This window comes from Duganella sp. BJB476, assembly GCF_003416895.1.
In the GTDB taxonomy this organism is placed as follows: domain Bacteria; phylum Pseudomonadota; class Gammaproteobacteria; order Burkholderiales; family Burkholderiaceae_D; genus Rugamonas.
The window spans coordinates 1-19,083 of sequence record NZ_QVIO01000006.1 but is presented as its reverse complement, the minus strand read 5'-3'; the positions used below and the strand labels follow the sequence as shown (position 1 = coordinate 19,083).

General features: G+C 59.4%; 16 protein-coding genes. 6 read left to right on the top strand and 10 right to left on the bottom strand.

Annotation, left to right across the window (positions count from 1 at the left end; all coding sequences use genetic code 11):
- Positions 1–5: 5 nt before the first annotated feature.
- Positions 6–1,175 (bottom strand): MFS transporter, encoded by a 1,170-nt coding sequence (locus D0T21_RS22055; RefSeq protein WP_116993593.1) that lies wholly within the window; start codon positions 1,173–1,175, stop codon positions 6–8.
- 87 nt (positions 1,176–1,262) lie between these two features.
- Between D0T21_RS22055 and D0T21_RS22050 the strand changes: the two genes are divergently transcribed.
- Complete coding sequence (locus D0T21_RS22050; protein ID WP_229211593.1) at positions 1,263–1,544, top strand: hypothetical protein; 282 nt, start codon at positions 1,263–1,265, stop codon at positions 1,542–1,544.
- A gap of 26 nt (positions 1,545–1,570) precedes the next feature.
- On the opposite strand, the gene D0T21_RS22045 is transcribed toward D0T21_RS22050, so the two are convergent.
- Both D0T21_RS22045 and D0T21_RS22040 read right to left on the bottom strand, forming a co-directional pair.
- Positions 1,571–3,466, bottom strand: a complete 1,896-nt coding sequence (locus D0T21_RS22045; RefSeq protein ID WP_229211619.1) for a methyl-accepting chemotaxis protein — start codon at positions 3,464–3,466, stop codon at positions 1,571–1,573.
- Between the two features lie 174 nt (positions 3,467–3,640).
- Positions 3,641–6,340, bottom strand: coding sequence for a phosphocholine-specific phospholipase C (locus D0T21_RS22040; protein ID WP_116993594.1), 2,700 nt, complete (start codon positions 6,338–6,340; stop codon positions 3,641–3,643).
- Positions 6,341–6,741: 401 nt separating this feature from the next.
- Here D0T21_RS22040 and D0T21_RS22035 point away from each other — a divergent pair, with 401 nt between their 5' ends.
- Positions 6,742–8,322 carry an isocitrate lyase gene (locus D0T21_RS22035; RefSeq protein ID WP_116993595.1) on the top strand — a complete coding sequence of 527 codons (1,581 nt, stop codon included), beginning with the start codon at positions 6,742–6,744 and terminating at the stop codon, positions 8,320–8,322.
- A gap of 131 nt (positions 8,323–8,453) precedes the next feature.
- Here the strand turns inward: D0T21_RS22035 and D0T21_RS22030 are convergent, their stop codons facing one another.
- Positions 8,454–9,332: a GNAT family N-acetyltransferase gene (locus D0T21_RS22030; RefSeq protein WP_229211592.1), complete on the bottom strand. Its 879-nt coding sequence runs from the start codon at positions 9,330–9,332 to the stop codon at positions 8,454–8,456.
- Positions 9,333–9,426: 94 nt separating this feature from the next.
- Between D0T21_RS22030 and D0T21_RS22025 the strand changes: the two genes are divergently transcribed.
- Positions 9,427–9,945, top strand: a complete 519-nt coding sequence (locus D0T21_RS22025) for a transglycosylase SLT domain-containing protein (protein WP_158568037.1) — start codon at positions 9,427–9,429, stop codon at positions 9,943–9,945.
- A 93-nt stretch (positions 9,946–10,038) separates the two neighbouring features.
- Here the strand turns inward: D0T21_RS22025 and D0T21_RS22020 are convergent, their stop codons facing one another.
- Both D0T21_RS22020 and D0T21_RS22015 read right to left on the bottom strand, forming a co-directional pair.
- On the bottom strand, positions 10,039–10,869 hold the full coding sequence (locus tag D0T21_RS22020) for a CPBP family intramembrane glutamic endopeptidase (protein ID WP_116994526.1): 831 nt from the start codon (positions 10,867–10,869) through the stop codon (positions 10,039–10,041).
- 29 nt (positions 10,870–10,898) lie between these two features.
- Positions 10,899–11,372 (bottom strand): MarR family winged helix-turn-helix transcriptional regulator, encoded by a 474-nt coding sequence (locus D0T21_RS22015; RefSeq protein WP_116994525.1) that lies wholly within the window; start codon positions 11,370–11,372, stop codon positions 10,899–10,901.
- A 129-nt stretch (positions 11,373–11,501) separates the two neighbouring features.
- Between D0T21_RS22015 and D0T21_RS22010 the strand changes: the two genes are divergently transcribed.
- Positions 11,502–11,843: a YciI family protein gene (locus tag D0T21_RS22010; RefSeq protein WP_116994524.1), complete on the top strand. Its 342-nt coding sequence runs from the start codon at positions 11,502–11,504 to the stop codon at positions 11,841–11,843.
- A gap of 51 nt (positions 11,844–11,894) precedes the next feature.
- Here D0T21_RS22010 and D0T21_RS22005 read toward each other — a convergent pair whose 3' ends face one another.
- Positions 11,895–12,803 carry a proline dehydrogenase family protein gene (locus D0T21_RS22005; RefSeq protein WP_116994523.1) on the bottom strand — a complete coding sequence of 303 codons (909 nt, stop codon included), beginning with the start codon at positions 12,801–12,803 and terminating at the stop codon, positions 11,895–11,897.
- A 602-nt stretch (positions 12,804–13,405) separates the two neighbouring features.
- Here D0T21_RS22005 and udk point away from each other — a divergent pair.
- Positions 13,406–14,047, top strand: a complete 642-nt coding sequence (udk, locus tag D0T21_RS22000; protein WP_116994522.1) for a uridine kinase — start codon at positions 13,406–13,408, stop codon at positions 14,045–14,047.
- Positions 14,048–14,469: 422 nt separating this feature from the next.
- Here udk and D0T21_RS21995 read toward each other — a convergent pair whose 3' ends face one another.
- Together D0T21_RS21995 and D0T21_RS21990 are read right to left on the bottom strand one after the other, a co-directional pair.
- Positions 14,470–15,036, bottom strand: a complete 567-nt coding sequence (locus D0T21_RS21995; RefSeq protein WP_147328154.1) for a hypothetical protein — start codon at positions 15,034–15,036, stop codon at positions 14,470–14,472.
- A gap of 126 nt (positions 15,037–15,162) precedes the next feature.
- Positions 15,163–16,047: a serine protease gene (locus D0T21_RS21990; RefSeq protein ID WP_116994520.1), complete on the bottom strand. Its 885-nt coding sequence runs from the start codon at positions 16,045–16,047 to the stop codon at positions 15,163–15,165.
- Positions 16,048–16,267: 220 nt separating this feature from the next.
- Between D0T21_RS21990 and D0T21_RS21985 the strand changes: the two genes are divergently transcribed.
- On the top strand, positions 16,268–17,278 hold the full coding sequence (locus tag D0T21_RS21985) for a helix-turn-helix domain-containing protein (RefSeq protein ID WP_116994519.1): 1,011 nt from the start codon (positions 16,268–16,270) through the stop codon (positions 17,276–17,278).
- 42 nt (positions 17,279–17,320) lie between these two features.
- Here D0T21_RS21985 and D0T21_RS32080 read toward each other — a convergent pair whose 3' ends face one another.
- Positions 17,321–17,488, bottom strand: a complete 168-nt coding sequence (locus D0T21_RS32080) for a hypothetical protein (RefSeq protein WP_158568036.1) — start codon at positions 17,486–17,488, stop codon at positions 17,321–17,323.
- Between the last annotated feature and the right edge of the window lie 1,595 nt (positions 17,489–19,083).

Below are 19,083 nucleotides of genomic sequence, written 5' to 3'. Positions count from 1 at the left end.
GGGCTTCAGCGGTCCAGCGCGGTTTGCACGCGGTAGGACAAGGGCAGCGTCAACAGCAGCAGCGCCGCCAGCGCCATCACCGCCACCGGCACGCCGGCCACATCGCCCAGCCGGCCGAACAACACCGGCGCCAGCGCGCCGCCGCCGATGGTGCCGGTGTAGAAGCGGGCGAAAGCCTGCTCGCGCTTGCCCGCGCCGGCCAGCTCGGGCACGGTGCCGTACAACACCGACGAGGTGCCGTTCAACGCCAGCCCCAGCAAGGGCAGCATGGCCATCATCGCCACCAGCGGCAACCATACCGACAGCAGGATCAGCAACGCCGTGGCGGACTCGGTGATCCACACCGTCTTCATCATGCCGATGCGCGCGCCCAGGTAGCCGCACAGCAGCTTGCCAAAAGCGCCGCCGACAAACAGCAGCGACAGGGCCAGGCCGATGCCGGCGGTGCCGGCGCCCTTGCTCTGCAACAGGAACGGCAAAAAGGTCAGGAAGCCCATGCGCACCGCGCTATCGAGCACACCGGTCGCGATCAGCGCGCGCAGCCCGCTGGCCGAGCCTTTGCCGGTCGCGACCTTGGCCAACGCCGCCTGGTGGCGCGCCGATTCGGCCGCCGTCGGCAACAGCCACCACAGCAGCGCGGCCGCCGCCAGGCCCAGGCAGCCGATCAGCGTCACGCTGGCCTGCCAGCTCACCACCACCAGCAGCAGGCCGACGGCGCCCGGCACCAGCGTCTTGCCGATGTCGCCGGCAAAGTTGTACTGCGCCAGCGCCTCCTTCACGCCGCCGCCCGCCTCGTGCGTGTCGGTGACGATGGACGAGGCCAGCGGATGCTGGGTGCTGGCGCCCAGGCCGCCCAGCAGCAAGGAGATCAGCAGCACCGTCATGCCGCCGGCCAGGCCGGCGATCAGGTAGGCGATGCCGGCCAGCGCGGTGCCGCCGATCAGCATGCGCTCGCGACCCCAGCGCCTGGCCAAGCGGCTGGCCAGCAGCTGGAAGCCGGCCATCATGCCCGAGTAGGCGCCGCGCAACAGGCCCACCATCGCCAGGCTGATGGCAAATTGCGCCTGCCAGACCGGCAACAGCACGTAGATCACGTCGGTCAGGCCATCATGGATGGCATGGGCGCTGCAAGCGGCGATCAGCGAGCGCCGGCGGACATTCTGGGTATCGGTCATGGTGGTGTTGGTGTCGGCAGTGCCGCGATTGTAAAGGATTGCAGAAACTGCGCGACATTACCGGTCCGGAGCGCGTACATTGGTGGCATGACGCCAGCCATCAAGGAGATAGCCGTGCCGACCAAGTACATCGACGACTACGAAGTGGAGATTTCAGCGGAACGCCTGGAGGGTTGCCAGCTGTGGGGCGCCTACGTCGCCGTGTTCGCGCCGTCCGGCACGCCCATGCATCGCCTGAACGTCAAGCGCAAACACCGGGTGGCGGTGATACAGCGGTTTGAGGACGCGGCGTCGGCCTGCGCCGCCGCGGAAGTGGCGGCGCAGGATATCGTGGCCTCGATCAAGGCCGGCCCGACGGGACGCGCCTAGCGGCGGCCCCGTCCTTACTTGCCGGTTCAGTAGCGGACAAACTGCGATTCGTCGGGCGCTTCCACGGCGATGGCGCGCAAGGCGGCCGGACGCATGCGGATCGGGCTGCCGCCATCCCGCTGCCGGCCAGGCCTCCCGCCGGAACCGTTCACGACAAAGAAGCCCATGGTCTGCTGCAGTTCTTCCGCCTGGCTGCTCATCTGCTCGGCGGTGGCCGCCAGCTCCTCGGAACCGGAAGCGTTCTGCTGAGTGGTCTGGCTCAGCTGGCTGATGGCGGAATTGATCTGCGCCAGGCCGGACGATTGCTCCTCCGAGGCGGCCGTGATTTCCTGCACCAGGTCGGAAGTCTTTTTAATGTTGGGCACCATCGCGCCCAGCATCTGTCCGGCCCGTTCGGCCAGGTCCACGCTGCCGCTGGCCACCTGGCCGATTTCCTGGGCCGCCACCTGGCTGCGTTCGGCCAGCTTGCGCACCTCCGCCGCCACCACCGCAAAGCCCTTGCCGTGCTCGCCCGCGCGCGCGGCCTCGATGGCCGCGTTCAGCGCCAGCAGATTGGTCTGGTAAGCGATATCGTCGATGATCAGTACCTTGGCGGCGATCTGCTTCATGGCCGCCACCGTCGACCGCACCGCGTCGCCGCCTTCGCTCGCCTCGACTGCGGCGCGGCTGGCCATGGCGTCGGTGACCTTGGCGTTGTCGGTGTTCTGCGCCACCGAGGCGGTCATCTGCTCGACCGAGGCCGAGGTTTCCTCGACGCTGGAGGCTTGCTCGCTGGCGGCCTGCGCCAGCGACTGCGAGGTGGCGCTCACTTCCTCGGAAGCGGCGGCCAGCGCCTCGGCGCTGTTGTTCACTTCGCTGACCACCTGGGCCAGCTTGCTCACCGTGTTGTTGGTGAATTCCTTCAGCTCGCCGAACGCGCCCTCGTAGGGTTTGTCGATGGTCTTGGTCAGGTCGCCTTCGGACATCGCGCCCATCACCCGCACCACGTCGGCGATGCTGGCGCCGGTGGTGATGGCCAGCTGGTTCAGGCTCTCGCCCATCTCCTGCTGGAAGCCCGACATGCCGGCCAGGTCCACGCGGGCGTCGAAGTTGCCGCGATTGGCGGCCGCCACCAGGGTGCGCTGGCCGTCGACCACCTTGCGCATCTTCACCATCATTTCGCTGATGGCGTACAACATGCTGCTGCGGTCGTCGGACTTGAGGCGCACTTCGCCGCTCAAATCACCTTTGACGACGCGGTCCATCAACTCGGCCGCATAGTAGGGCTCGCCGCCCAGGCGCTTGACCAGGTCGCGCGTGATCAGCCACGCGATCAGCACCGCCGCCAGCACCGCCGCGATGGAGAGCGAGACGACGACCTTGCGCGTCGCCAGATAGGTCTCCTCGGACGAGGCGGCTTCCTGGTCCATCAGGTCGCCCTGGAACTTGGCCATCGCCTCCAGCGACGCGGCGTAGGCGTTGTTACCTTCGGCAAAATCGTTCTTGAGGAATTCGATGGCTTTTTTCTGGTCGCTCTTGGCCAGCGAGTAGAGCGTGTCGTACTTGGTAGTCAGCGCCTCGCCTTTGCCGGCGATATCCTTGAACAGCGCGCGCCCTTTCTCGGTGCTGATCAGCTTGTCCATTTTGTCCAGGGCATCGGCGACCTTGGTCCGGTTGGCTTCGACCAGGCGGCGAAACTTGTCGCGCTCTTCGTCGGTGTTACTGAGCATCATGCTGCGCAGTTGGCGGCCATTGTCTATCGTGTACCGGATGACGTCTTTCGAGAACACCACCTTGGGATAGCGGTCTTCGGTAATCCGTTTAACGCCGTCATTGAGCGCCGCAAGGCGCATGGTACTGACCACCGACAACACCAACAGCAGGATTACGACAGCGCCAAAACCCAGACCCAGGCGGGTCGCCACTTTCATGTTTGCAAACATCATGTCTCCCTAGAAGGAACGTTATGTGTTGCTAAAGCTGGCATCAGGGCAAACTTAACGTGAAGAGCATGCCACCGGGACACATTCTCCGCTTGCAAATAGGCTGGGTCAATCAATTAGATGCAGGAGGTGTGGTGTGATTTCACCACACCTCGCAATGTGCGTCGGCGCAGGTCAGGCGACGCTGAAGTTGGCGGGACCAGCCAGGATGGCGTAGCCGTCGTTGTAGAGACACCACGCGCTATAGTTGCCGGATGCAAGTTTGCTGGTATCGAAACTGGCGCTGCCGCTGGCCGCTGTCACGTACTGCCAGGCGATGTAGCCGCCGCCGGCGGGCGCCACGCCGGCCTTCCAGATGCCGATCCAGTTGGTGCTGTTGACCTTGGCTGCCGGCAGCGCATAGTTGAAGACGATCGCCACGCCCGGCTTGACGCTGGCGGCCGAGGCGGTCAGCTGATTGACGCTGACCGCGACCGGGCCGCCCAGCGCCACAAACGCATTCTGGTACAGATACCAGGCGTTGTACTCGCCCACCGCCAGCGCGCTGGTGTTGAACGACACGCTGCCGCTGAAGTTGGGCGCATACGCCCACACCACCGCATTGCCTTTGCCGGGCGAGGTGCCGGCCGCGTACAGGCCTATCCAGTTCTTCGCGTCGATCTTGCCCGGAGGCGCCGTGTAGCCGAACACGGCGGCTCCACCGCGCGTCACGTTGGGCGTGCCGGTGCTGAGAAAGATCTTGACGCGATTGGTGCCTATCATCGGATCGGTGTGGCTGGCCTGTCCGGTTTCCACGTGGCCGGCGGCGCGGCGCAGCCATTGCGGATCGGCGTCGCTGGTGACGCTGAAATCGTACCAGCCGAAACTGCCCGACAGATTGCAAGGCACCGACAAGGTCTGGCCCGCGGCCACGCTGTAGCTCGCCACCGCCGCGCCGTAGGCATTGTCGGTGACGGTGAAGCTGCACGCCTGCGTGCCTTCCAGGTTGGACAGCATCAGGCTGATGTCGCCGTTGCTGCGGTCGTAGCGGGTCTGCAGTTCCGGCCGCGCGCCGCCGGCGATGGCCAGCGCGCCCTTGAACTGGCGCAGGTAGCCATTGGCGCCGTGTGCGCTGAGGTCGTAGGCGGTGCCGGTCCAGTTCCACATTTCGTGGGCGATTTCCTTGTCCGCTTCGACCGTGTAATACCACGGGCCGTCGCTGCGCAGGCTGGAATACACGATGAACGCCGCGCCGGCCTGGCCGCTGTTGGCGAAGCTCAGCTCGAACTGCTTGGCGCCGGCCAGCCGGCCCTGCACCGACAATTCGTACGGCAACGCGCAGGCGATGCGCGGACCGGGCGCGCTGGTGCTGGGCTCCTGCCTCGGCAGCGACTGCACCACCGGCGGCGTCGGATACGGCTTGCCGGAAACGCGCTGGTAAGCCGCAGTCTTCGGCACGCTGGCGGGCCAGGCGCTGTTGGGCGCGCTGAAATCGAAGGCCGAGGTGAGATCGCCGCAGACGGCGCGGCGCCACGGCGAGATCAAGTCGCACTGGACATTCGCGCGCGCCTTGCCGTGTCCCGCCACCAGCCACTCTTCCAGGAAGCGGATCTTGGAGGTGTGGTCGAACAGCTGCGAGCACACGCGGCCGCCTTTGCTCCACGGCGAAATCACCAGCATCGGCACGCGCGGCCCCAGGCCCACCGGCACGCCCTGGTAGTTTTCATGCGCGCCGATGTCGGCCAGCGTGGTCTTGCCCATGCCGTCGTTGAGCGGCGCGATATCGGGCGGCACGTGGTCGAAGAAGCCGTCGTTTTCATCGTACATCAACAGGAACACGGTCTTGGACCAGACGTCCGGATTGGCCACCAGCGCGGCCAGCAGGCGCGCCGTGATGTTCTCGCCGGCGTTGGGCGAGTTGGGCGCGTGTTCGGTGTAATCGTTCGGCGAGCAGATCCACGACACCTGCGGCAGGCGGTTATTGCGCACGTCGTCGGCAAAGGCGTTGACCAGCCAGTCGCCGGTGGTGCCGGTGGAGTTGGCGGCGGTGGAACCCGGCGCCAGCGTGCGCGCCTTCTGGTACAAGGGCGCGTTGGAACTGAGATGGCTGCCGTCGGGGTTGACCCGGAAGTTCTTGAAGTAGGCCAGGTAGTTGTCGCCGTAGTTGTCCCACTCCTGATACACCTTCCAGCTGACCTGGTTCGCCTCCAGCACTTCGGCGTAGGTGCGCCAGTTGGGCGCGCCGGCGGTGACGCTGGCCGTGACGTTGTCCCCGGCCGGGTCGGCGTTGTAGTAGCCGGCCGCGCTGATGTTGTACAGGCTGCCCATCGCGCCCATCCAGCCCTGGTTGCTGCCGGTGAGCGAGTACAGGCGGTTCGGATCGGTGGCGCCGAATATCGAGCAGTGATAGGCGTCGCAGATGGTGAAGGCGTCGGCCAGCGCGTAATAGAACGGCAGGTCGCCGCGATCGAAGTAACCCATGGACTGCGGAGTCTTCTGCTTGACCCAGGCATCCCAGCCCTGCCAGGTGGCTTGCGATCCCTTCCAGGTGTGGTTGGTGCCGACCGACAGCGCGCTGGTGTTCTTGGCGTCGAAATGGAAAGGCAGCACGTAGCCGCCGGTGCCGTCCGGCTGGTACCAGACCGGGCGGCCGTCCGGCAAGTCGATGGCGCGTGGATCGTCGAAGCCGCGCACGCCGGGCAAGGTGCCGAAGTAATGGTCGAAGGAACGGTTCTCCTGCATGAAGATGACCACGTGTTCGACGTCGGCCAGGGTGCCGGTGACGTTATTGGCGGGCACCGCCAGCGCCTGACGTATCAGGTCGGGGAACATGGAAGTGGCGGTCGCCCCCGCGCCGGCGGCGTAGCGGAGGAATTTGCGGCGGCTGATGGACATCGGCTGGGCTCTCGTAGGCAGGGAAGCAGCGATGATAACGAGCAAATATGACAACACGGTTGCACATAGCTGATAAAGATTCATTAACCGGCGCGCAATGTTGCTCAGATCGCCGATACGCCAGCCAGCTCAAAAGCTGAAAAATCGTTTCACATCGCGAAATCGCCGTCGAAAACCTGACGAGGCTTTTAGCTCACCTTTTGAAAATTCGTTTCACATCCCGAAAATTAATACTCAAGTCATTGAAAAACAAGGAATTAAATTTAGTTATATGTCTTATATAAGACCTTGATGCAGTGCACCAGAATGGCCTACTATTTAGTCATGCAGTTTGCTTCAACAAAGACGCAGCGGCTCACTCGACGATTTTCTCAAACTTGCTTTATTTTTAGGAGATACACATGTCCCAATATCAAGACGACATCAAGGCAGTTGCTGGTTTGAAAGAGCAACAAGGCAGCGCCTGGAACGCCATCAATCCCGAGTCGGCCGCCCGCATGCGCGCGCAGAACAAATTCAAGACCGGGCTGGACATCGCCAAGTACACCGCCAAGATCATGCGCGCCGACATGGCCGCCTACGATGCGGACCCATCCAAGTACACCCAGTCGCTGGGTTGCTGGCACGGTTTCATCGGTCAACAGAAGATGATCTCGATCAAGAAGCACTTCAACAGCACCGACCGCCGCTACCTCTACCTGTCGGGCTGGATGGTTGCCGCGCTGCGCTCCGAGTTCGGCCCGCTGCCGGACCAGTCGATGCACGAAAAAACCGCCGTCTCGGCGCTGATCAAAGAACTGTACACCTTCCTGCGCCAGGCCGATGCCCGCGAACTGGGCGGCTTGTTCCGCCAGCTGGACGCCGCTGAAGGCCCAGCCAAGGCAGCCATCCAGGCCCAGATCGACGGCCACGTCACCCACGTCGTGCCTATCATCGCCGACATCGACGCTGGTTTCGGCAACGCCGAAGCGACCTACCTGCTGGCCAAGCAATTCATCGAAGCTGGCGCCTGCTGCATCCAGGTTGAGAACCAGGTGTCGGACGAGAAGCAATGCGGTCACCAGGACGGCAAGGTCACCGTGCCGCACGAAGACTTCCTGGCCAAGATCCGCGCGATCCGCTACGCCTTCCTGGAACTGGGCGTGGACGACGGCATCATCGTCGCCCGTACCGACTCGCTGGGCGCAGGCCTGACCAAGCAGATCGCCGTGACCAACGAACCAGGCGACCTGGGCGACCAATACAATTCCTTCCTCGATTGCGAAGAAGTGTCGGCCGACGCGCTGGGCAACGGCGACGTCATCATCAAGCGCGAAGGCAAGCTGCTGCGTCCTAAGCGCCTGCCGAGCAACCTGTTCCAGTTCCGCGCCGACACTGGCGAAGCGCGTTGCGTACTCGACAGCATCACCTCACTGCAAAACGGCGCCGACCTGCTGTGGATCGAAACCGAAAAACCGCATATCGCCCAGATCGGCGGCATGGTCAGCGAAATCCGCAAGGTCATCCCTAACGCCAAGCTGGTGTACAACAACAGCCCGTCGTTCAACTGGACGCTGAACTTCCGCCAGCAGGTGTACGACGCGATGAAGGCCGCAGGCAAGGATGTGTCGGCATACGAGCGCGCCCAGCTGATGAGCGTGGAATACGACACCACCGAACTGGCGATCACCGCCGATGAAAAGATCCGCACCTTCCAGGCTGATGCAGCCCGCGAAGCCGGCATCTTCCATCACCTGATCACGCTGCCGACCTACCACACCGCCGCGCTGTCGACCGACAACCTGGCCAAGGAATACTTCGGCGACCAGGGCATGCTGGGCTACGTGGCTGGCGTACAGCGCAAAGAGATCCGCCAGGGCATCGCCTGCGTCAAGCACCAGAACATGTCCGGCTCGGACATCGGCGACGACCACAAGGATTACTTCAGCGGCGAAGCAGCCCTGAAGGCCGCTGGTAAAGACAACACCATGAACCAGTTCTAATCACGGTTCCAGCCTCACAAGAAAGCTCGCTTCGGCGAGCTTTTCTTATTGGTGAAACCTCAGGCAGGTCTTGGCTTGCGAGAACGGGGTCAGTTCCGGCATCGTGCCATCGCCGCTGCGAGAGGACAACGTCAGCCCAATTCGAAACTGGTGATGCCGTACTGCCTGTCCATGCTGATTTCGGGCTGCTCCCGCGTGTACATGCGCGCCGTCTCGAAACAGCGTTGCATCTGATGACGCTCGGCCAGCGCTACGGCAGCCGGGTTCAGTTCCGGCACATCAAGAAACACCGGCACATCCGGCGCCAACTTGCCCAGCACGCTGGCAAATAATTGCTCCGCCACGGCGGGCGTATCGGCAAACAGCGGGCCAACCTTGTACCCCGTGCGACACGGCCGTGCCACCGCGTAGCCGGCCAATCCCCGCGCACCCACGATGCCAAGCGCAATATGCTGCCGCTGCCCTACCCATTCGTGCAGGAAGCGGTCACGCTCCTCCGGAAAGAAGCTGCGATCATAGCGGCGGATTTCCTCATCGCCCAGCGCGGACAGCGGTATCGCCAGGCACGCATCCATCGGCCGGCCAGTCCCCCGCCCTTCATACCGGAAATTGCGATGCGCGAGACGGAAGCCTGACCTGGCATAGTTGGCCTGCTGCGCCAGCACACCATCGAGCCCGACGTTGCGTCCGGCCAGTCGCGCCATCGCAGCCTGCCACAGCGCCCAACCATGGCCACGGCCACGCCAGGCAGGCTTGACGATGTAGCCGCCGATGAAGCCGAAACCGGCGCCATACTTCACCGCAAAAATACTGGCGACCAGCTCGCCATCCACCACCCCGGCCAGAAATCCACCAGGGTCGGTGGCATAAAAACATGCCGCGTCGTGCAGGCCGGGATTCCAGCCCTCGGCCTCCGCCCAACCCAGCACGACTTCAAGCTCGGCCTCATTCATCTGACGTACTTCCAGCGGCGATGCAACCATGTTCAGCTCCCGGTCGGCGACATCCAATTCTAGCGCGCCATCGACTCCTGCGTTGCCTCAAATCGCGGCCACACATCCAAACAATAATGAATCACTAGCGCCTGCTACGGGAGAATTTATTATGGAACATCCCACTGAAGAAATCGTCGACGCGACCAGGCTGCGTGAAATCCGCAAGCTCGTTGAGGCCAACAATCAATCCTCGCTCAGCAGCGACATCATCATCTGCCAGATCTACATGGAATCACGATTTGATAAAAACGCCCACGCCCAAGGCAGCTCGGCCCGGGGACTCATGCAATTGCTGAAAGCCCCCGTGCGAGAACTGGCGCGCCTGGCCAACCTCGCCAAAGCCCCCAAGGACCGCAGGCCGGAGACGGAACTCTACCGCGAAGCCGATGCTTTCCACGACAGTCCGCAGTTTGTCGACGAGGCCACCAACATCCGAACCGGCACCGCGTATCTGCAAGCGCTGATAAAAAAGAACACGGCAGCCGGCGCGAAGTTCCCCATCGTCGAGGCCTTCAAGGACTATCGCGGCATCAGGAACGGACTTTACTTCAGCAAGATCCAGACGGCGGCAAACAAGCTGGCCGCAAACCCCGACTCCATGCAGATCTTGTGGGATATGGTTCAATGAGGTTGGCCGTCAGCCTGCTTCTGGCATGGACGACCTTAACACCGCATGCGCCCGAGTTGCTCAAGACATGCGATAAGTGCTGGTCTTGCGATATCACACCTTGCCGGCAAAGGCCTTGCGCACGCAGAACACGGCGGCGGCGCCAATCAACAATACGACAATCAGCGAAGCCTCCACGCCGAATACACCGCCGGTCAACAAGGCATCGCCCGCCAGCTCGCCGCGCAGCAAGCCATCCGTGGCCGCGTGGCCCGATACGGTCGACGAGAACACGGTACTGACGCAATAGTTCCAAGCGATGTGGGTACCGATGCAGATCCAGAGCCGGCGCGTCTTCATGTAGAGCGCGGCCTGCAACACGCCATACGCGGCCAGCGAAGCGATCGCCAATACCGAGATGCCCTCATTCGGCAGATGGCCCAGGCTGAACAGCAGCGCGGAAATCACGATGGCAGGCTTGCTGCCCAGCGAGCGCTCGATCACACCGAAGATCACGCCGCGGAACATCATCTCCTCAGCCATGCCAACCAGCACCAGTTCAGCCAGCGGCAACAGCATCGCGAAACTCAGCGCGTTGACGCCCTCGAACCGATAGGCACCGAGTGCTCCCAGCACGGCAAAGCTGGACATCACCAGCCCGGCGCCGATCAACAAGCCAACGCCCACTTCACGCGCCATGCCCTGCGTCGCCAGCTCAGTCGGCTGGCGCTTTTCAATACGGCGGACATAAAAGCGATAGCCGAACCACACGAACACGGCAGCCAGCAGTTGCGGCCACGCGACGCGGTACGGCTTGGCGACCAGCTGCGAGGCGACGATCATCGTCAGCGGCACTGCGGCAAAGGTCAGCACCAGGCCGAGCACGATGCGGACCACGGGATTTGCCATCAGCCGCGATGCCACGGTCGGTTTATTCGATGCCATGTTCAGAGTAGTTTCCATAATCGCTTTCTTCAGGGAGTTGAACGTACTTTCTTGCTTGCTGCGCCAATGCGCTCGCCGAACGAGCGTTGTTCCAGCACGGCGATGGCTTGTGCCAGACACTCGGACAATGGAAACTCCAGCTCCGCATCCAGGCTGTCGGCCGCGCGCTTGGTGGCCTGCCAGCACGCCTGCAGATGGGGCAACAAATCCTCCCCCTGCTTGCTGAGACGCACCACGCGCTGCCGGCCATCCTCGCCGCTGGCAGCCACCAGCAGCAGGCCTTCCTTCTTCATCAGCGCCACCGTTTGCGTGGCCGCAGGCTGCGTGATGCCGGCCAGTTCGGCCAGCTCGCCGACGGTCGCGCTTTGCTGCTGCGCCAGTACCTTCATCACCGGCGTGTAGCGCGGCCGGTAATCGAGGCCCGCGTCGGTATAGGCTTGCTGCACCGCGCCGTCGAGCAGTTCGATCAGATGTCTTAGTTGAGTTCCGAGTCCTTGTTTCATGTGGCGATAGTATCACCAATTACATAAGCACTTATATAAATATTTGAAAATAGTTTGGTTCGTTTTGTCGATTCCCTGCCCCATCGTTCGTCGTGAGAATGAAGACCGTTCTAGATCAAGGAGAAAATCATGCCGCAATTTCTGGTTGCCATACACCACCCCGATGACTTCGACCCGGACACCGCCGAAAACCAGGCGTTGATGGACGGTATCCACGCGCTGAATGTTGAGATGGAGACTGCCGGTGTCAGGCTGTTCGCAGGCGGCCTCCAATCGGCGCGCAGCGCGAAATCGCTACGCGCCCAGTCCGACGGCAAGGTGCTCATCACCGATGGGCCCTACCTGGAGGCCAAGGAGCATATCGGCGGATTCTGGATGCTGGAAACCAAGGACCTGGAAGAGGCGCTGGCCTGGGGCCAAAAGGCCGTCATCGCCTGCCGGGCGCCGGTCGAGGTTCGCCAGTTTTATTGACGAAGTGCTCGCACCGGTTCCGGCAAAAGGAACGCGTTATCCCTGCCGGCGTCAGAGTCCGATCAGCGCCCTCGCCACATGACCGGCGATGGCGGGACTCTCCTTCAGCCTACGCGTGCTATAGCCATACCAGTCCACACCAAATGGGACGTAGATGCGTACGCCATAGCCCATATCGCGCAACTGGTCGCGCAAAGGTTCGCATACGCCCAGCAGCAACTGAAACTCGAAGCGCGTGCGGTCGATCCCTTTGCTGCTGGCCAGGACGATGACTTGCCGGGTTAGCTCGACGTCATGTGTGGCGACAGCGACGAAGGTGCCGGCGTCGAAACAACGCGCAACATGGTTCAGGTAATGAGCGTTGATGGCGCGCCGGTCGTGCCAGGCCTGGTCGACCAGATGGGAACGCTCTTCCACATAGATACCTTTGCAAATGCGCAAAGTCATGCTCGTGCGCGCGAGCATCTCAATGTCTTGGTAGGTGCGCTGCAAATAGGCCTGCAAGGCCAGCGCGACATTGTCATGGTCGCGTTGCAGGCGCAGGAATAAGTCGATTTCCAATTGCGTACAGCGCACATCCTCCATGTCGATGCACACGCAATTCTCGTTCTCTCGCGCAGAAGCGAGAATGCGCCGGGCCAGGCCTTCGCAATGTGCCACATCGAGCAAGAGTCCCAGCGCACTAGGCTTGATGGAAACGGTGGCCAACAAACCATCGGCTGCGATCGCTTCGAGCGCATCGATATATTCCGTGGCCATGGTCTCGGCCTGCTGCAAGGTCGAGACCGTTTCGCCCAGCACGTCTAGCGTGACGAGAAAGCCTTTGGAATTGAGCTGCCGCACACGCGCAAGCGCATGGGCCAGCGTGTCGCCGGCGATGTAGCGACGCGAGATGCGATGGATCGCTGCGCGGGGAAGCCAAGGGATGGCGCGCGCCAGCAGGGTATTAAAAATTTGCATGTCTGTATCCAGGATGAAGAACGGGCAGCCGCGTCCCCGCCGCAGGCATACGACGAAACAAGGAGGGACGAAGCGAATCAGCCGGCCCGCGCGTGGCGGGAACGGCAAGAGGCAGCAGCGCTCCGCGACGGTTAAGCCGCGCAGCAACTCCCGCTAGGGACGTTCAATGCATCGATGGAGGCCAGGCGGCGGCGTGCATGCTTTATTTCCAGGTCAGCGCTTCAATATCGGTGGACGATGAACACCGACGTGGTATGCACGGCGGCGTTATTCAGAATGCCACACACTCTATCGTACTTCTCCTGAGTGTGCTTCAACTGAGATATGTGCCTGATTGCAATTTGTGCGTTCAAGCTTAGCACGCAATGGCATTTAAACAAGAATTGGAAGTTTCATTTTTCTCACCATTGGAATCAAAAACGCAACAATCTCTTTGCTCCCCTGTCAATATTAGAGAAACGGCCACTAGACGCTCTGCGGTAGATCACACCTCACGTTCTGCCATTCGTTGCACGGGCTATCATCAAGCAGTGTCACAGGAATGCTTCATATGGGATCAGCCGGTCCCTGTCAGTTCGGTCGCGGTTCCGGTATCATTCGGCATGAATACGATTTCTTTCCAACCGTTTATTATTGGCGTCGCAGGCGGTAGCGGCAGTGGCAAGTCCACGGTGTCCCAGAAAGTGCTAGCTGCGTTTGGCGCTGATATGGTCTCGGTCGTGATGCAGGACGATTACTACTGCGACCAGACCCATCTCCCCCCTGAAGTCCGCCCTCAGCAGAACTACGACCATCCGCAGGCTTTCGAATGGTCATTACTCGTGCAACATATCCAAGCCTTGCGCAATGGCGAAGCGATCGAGATGCCAGAGTACGACTTCACGCTTCACAACCGCTCCAACCGGACCATACCGGTTAAGCCAGCCCCGGTGATCGTGATCGAAGGCCTGTTTGCTTTGTATGACTCGGACTTGTGCGACATGATGTCGCTGAAGATCTATGTCGACACCGCCTCCGACATCCGCTTCATCCGCCGTATGCAAAGGGATATTACTGAACGCGGCCGCTCGGTAGAAAGCGTCGTCAGCCAATATCTGGAAACAGTCCGTCCAATGCACAAGCAATTCATCGAGCCGACCAAGCGCAACGCCGATATCATTATTCCGCATGGCGCCAATGGCCCGGCGGTCGATATGATTACTACCAAGGTGGCGAGCGTTATCGACCAGTTGAAGCGGCCCTGATTTTATCGTCTGGGGAGCGCGCGTGAGCGCGTGAGGGGTAGTTCTGGCTATGTGACTAAGCCAGGGTAATAGTTCTCTGAGGAATTTTGCTCTGCGCGCGGCGCCTCCGACGCGCCACCGCAAAGCGGTGGCAGATGGACGATTCGGAGCGGCTCGCCCCTGCAGGGGCGATGCCTTCGAATCCCCCGCGCAAGGCCCGGAGAGGGGAAGTCGAATCATGCCTTGAAACCTGCATGACTGCTGGATTTGATGAGTGGCGAAAAGGCTAATACCGTCAACCATACCGTCAAAAAATCACCCACGCGCCTCACGCCACTGTCCCAGTATTGGACCGCCAATCGCTTCAATTGCGGTGTTCAAATTTCTCTTCGAACGTCGCCGGGTTACAACACAACAAGCAGCCCCCCTCCTGTCAGCTGCCTTCATTGGGCGGCCTGCTGCCGTTCGCTCTTGGATACGCCGCTCGCGAGATCCGGCACACCAACCAATTGCAGAATCGCGTCCTGCCACGCTCCGCCCTCGCGCGCATCAAACTCCATACTGCGCGAGGGAACCACCAGCGACACGATACCCGCGCTCCAAACGACATCAAAGAACTCCGGGTTTCGTGCTGTTATGCGTGCGATAGCGTTTTCGGAGTCCCGCCGCGACAACGGAATGCCAATCAACAGGAATAGAGCAACGCCCCCGGCGAAACTAAGTAGCCAGCCCACACCTGCCTGCTTGAAACCCACGAGCACCAGTATGCTCACAAGGATCAGAACGGGGAACTTCCAGACCGGCATACCGCGACCGAACCAAGTCTGGTAGGCATGAATCATTTCATCCTTAATGTCACGCGAAAGCGGTCCTACTATGCGAATCCGGGCGTCGCCCTCGCTGATGATAGTGGCCAGCACGTTACATAGCAAATGGTCGCGGTGATCTGCGGCCATTGCGCGCCACTCAAGACGATCTGCTTCATCAAACTCAAAAGTCGGTATGGTCATTATGCACGGTCGGTGTGAACATCGGACAAACTGCGACTATCAGCTATAGTTTGCCACAACCCATGCAGTTGACCTTACCATGAAAATAGCCCCGGAAAAATTGGAGCTTAGAATCGGGACAAGGGGCTAAGGGAATTGAAAACGGATCGTCTTCGATCCATCGGCGTGTCGCTGAACGCGCAGCCTCTCAATATCCTCCACCACAATAATGCCTAACTTGGCCAATTCCAAGACCTCGTATTTTCCCCCTGGCGGCAGCCCAGTCACCGGCAGGTCCATTTCTGTTACCAGCGCGGGCCAAAGTAAACTAACGGTAGAGCTATGGCTGTCGTCATCCTCTGACGGTGGCAATGAGCTGCAAACTATTCCGCAAAGACGCCCTTGATCGTCGAATACTGGCCCACCGCTCATTCCGCCATCAAGGCGAGCGTTAGTAAGGAAGCAGGGAAACGGGGCCATCACGCTGTCTCGTGACTGAGGATAGACTTCTAATACCGTGCCAGTAGCTTGCGCGGGTTCGGATATCACGCTTATTTCAACATCGCCCGAAAAAAGCCCAGCAATTTTTGCGCTTGAGCGTGGATAGCCAAAGGCCAGCACAGTAGACCCCGTAGCTGGGGGAGTTAACGCGATAACAGGAATGCGCCAGCGATACGCTTCTGCCGTATCAGTGTGCGGTAACAAGGCCAAGAAAGTGATGTCTAATGCTGTCGCGTTGTAGGTTTTTACGACGTTCCAGACGGCGATCTGCTGCTGTCCAATTATTTGAACTGCTTGTATAGAGAAATCAGCTGTGAATGCTCCATCTTGTGGGTAATCCACATTGTCGAACATCTTCATAAAGTCCGAAATGACATGCGTGGCGGTGATTGCCAAGTTGGACCCGACGATAATAGCTGTCCCGGACGCAAAACATTTTTCACCCTTCGAAGCTATCAAAAGAATGGCGTATTCGGTCAGTGGGGTCTCGTGACCAGTAGGTGAAAATTGTGGTTGGGTCTCCTGCTGCATAATTCCATCCTATGAAGTCTGCTACAGTATCCTATCATCGAATTTGGTGGACTACTGACCAGATAAGTAAGCCCCGGTGTATAAGGTTTGGCGTTGAAAACCTCGAAGTTGATGAACGCTGCCCCATGCGCGAACTGTTTTTTTTCTAGGACTTCGCATTTAGCCTCAAAAAATCTGGCCAAGCAAATCGCCAGCACAACAATTGAACAAGGAGACTACGATGGGTCGAGCTGAAGATTTATTTTCCCGCATCGAACGGGAGGGAATGGCATTCATTGACTCGCTAATCGCCGATAGGGCATCAGAAGAACTGTTTCTCGAATTCAAACGTTCAAGTGACTCAGGCCAAGGCAGCCGGCTCCACGAGCACGACCGCGCTAATCTACGCAAAGCGATTAGCGGCTTCGCAAATTCCGAAGGGGGTGTAGTAGTTTGGGGAATCGACTGCTCGAAGGACAGTAGGATTGGAGACGTCGCCCAAGCAAAGGTTCCTATCACAAATACGCGCAGGTTTGTAAGCTGGATCGAAGGCGCAGTTTCAGGCTGCTCGGTGCCACCTGTGACTGGCGTTAGATCAATTGCAATAGAACTCGATGCGAGCACCGGAGTTGTCGCCACACTTATCCCCAAAAGTCCGCACGCACCGCATCAAGTCGCTGGCGAAGGGAAGTATATGATCCGCGCTGGCTCTGACTTCGTTCCTGCACCGCACGGCGTCGTAGCCGGTCTATTTGGCCATCCGCCTCATCCCGTTGTCTACCCTAATTTCATTGTAACTCCGGCCAGATTGCTCGCCGATGGGAAAGTGCTAGCTACCGCCGGTATCATGCTCGTCAACAATGGCCAGGTCGTTGCCGAAGACCTATTCGTTTCTATACTGTTTCCGCGTGTCCCTGGCACTGGGGACACGCTCGCTATGGAGAGAAAAATAGACTGGCCCGCCACATCTGTCGTAGGTGTTGATTGCTCCATAATTTCCCCTCGCGAAGTCAGGCTTGCTCCCGGCGGCTTCGTGACGGTAATGGCTGTTCATTTACGAATCGACTCTAACATCGACTCTGACTATCGCTGCAAGCTCACTGCCGGGTGTAAAGGGGCAATTCCCCACTCCGAAGATATTCTTGTCACAAGAGCTGAATTACTTGAATTAGCTTCGAATGCAAAGGCGGGGAAAGGAGACATGCACGAAATAGCTTGCAAGATGCTCGGCCTAAAAAGCAATCGTGCATAGCCACACGCTACTTGGCGTTGTGCGAGCTAGCGTAGCGACTCGTTACTGGACGATAAAAGCGCCGCCGTCACCGCGACACGTCGAAATCGCAACCGTCGGCTGCCCTCCGATATGCCCGTGATGGGTGATGGCAAAGCCACTGTCGATGGTTCGAGTGATGGTCATGACTTCCAAAATATCGGCCAGTTGTTCAAGGGTGATGCTACGCATAGTCGTTCCTCCAAAATGTATCGGCTCATGAGACCCGGAGCCGGTGACGGGATTGATGCTGAAATGGTTGCGCGTTTCTTGCGCATTGCTTCTCACAATGCGGTATGAGGGGTGACGACCTCTATAAGCTTCAAGGATGACGGTAGTGACGATGCGTCACCCCTCAAAGTCATCTCATTTCGTCACCCCACCAAGTCACCGAATTTCGGGGCGTGATGACGTATTCGAGGGGTGACGGGGATAATCGAGAACTACGTTCTCGAAAAGGGATACGCCCCCTACCCAACTTGAAATAAACGTTGATGCTTGGGATGAGTATCGCGCCACACGTATTCGTTTCGCTGGCGTCTTGGTACGAGCGCGGAGCATAGCGAAGGACTCCAGGAAACAAAAGGCGTTCTGCCGTTTGCACCAGAACTGGCGTAGTTACGCTAAGGAATGTGCTATGGCCGAGGAAGAAGTATTCGCAATGGGTTCGATACGTCCACTCATCGCTGCAAGAGTGCGTGACCGGTTGTTGAAGGCCCGCGAAAAGGATGTCGTTGATTGGATATCGCTGATGCGCCCTGAGGAATCCTAGGCGTATGTGTTTCAAGTCGTGAGAAGATTTTTTTTCAATCAATGGCATATTAACTGGACCACAAGCCTGCTAGTCGGCATTGGTCATCCAGCGCTGTGGCCCGCTAATTGGCGGTCCACTACTTCTGGCGATAACTATCCCTGAAAGTATCTCCGTCATTCCAAACCCCACGAATATGTAATTTAGAGGCGGAAATCTAAGCAAATTTAGGACGCAACTGCGCATATCAGATATCAAGCATTACCTGTATAAAATTACAGTATTGCAACTGAAGACACGAAGAATACAATGCAATTCAATTTACAGAACTCGCCCGGCGTTCTCGCTAGGCAAACTGAGCAGTCGGATTGGTACTCCAAGGGGACTGCGCAAAAGCCACAGTGCAATTGCTGAACCCACAAAGTACTGAAGTCTGAATGCGCCCTTCCGACTCTTCATGAGACCGGGTGCAGTCTTTGGAGGAGAGGCTATGGCCAAACCAAATTTGACAGGTTCAGCACCTTTGCATCAGAGGTTGGTGGCTTTTACGGGATTGTACGGGGCGCTTGCCCTAAACTTTCCGCCAGTAGTTGCCATTACCCTCACAGCATTGATAGCTTTACTGTTATCAAAACTAAAATGATGTAGAGGGGCGGTAACTGTGGCCCGTATTCAGCTCGGCTGGCGGGACACTTTCATTTTCTACCGATAGCCCAAAATAATCGCCTCTACGTGGCTCTCGTATTTCCAACTGCGCACCCGGTCCCGCGCCAACGGCAGGTAATACAGGCCCGTGCCGTTCTCGCATACGAATGCCTGGCGCGGGCTCACGGAACGGTTGTTGCCGGTGCCTTACGTGCAATCTACGCAACGGAATCTATGTAGTCAGCCCAGTCCTGCATCATTTTGGTAAGCGTCTTCCCAGTCACGTCTGTACGATCTGATCCGCTGTCCGCATGATTGAATAGGGTGCGAAATGAATTGTGCCCACAAATTCAATCATGGACACAAAAATTCAACCAGTCATTTCGTCGCC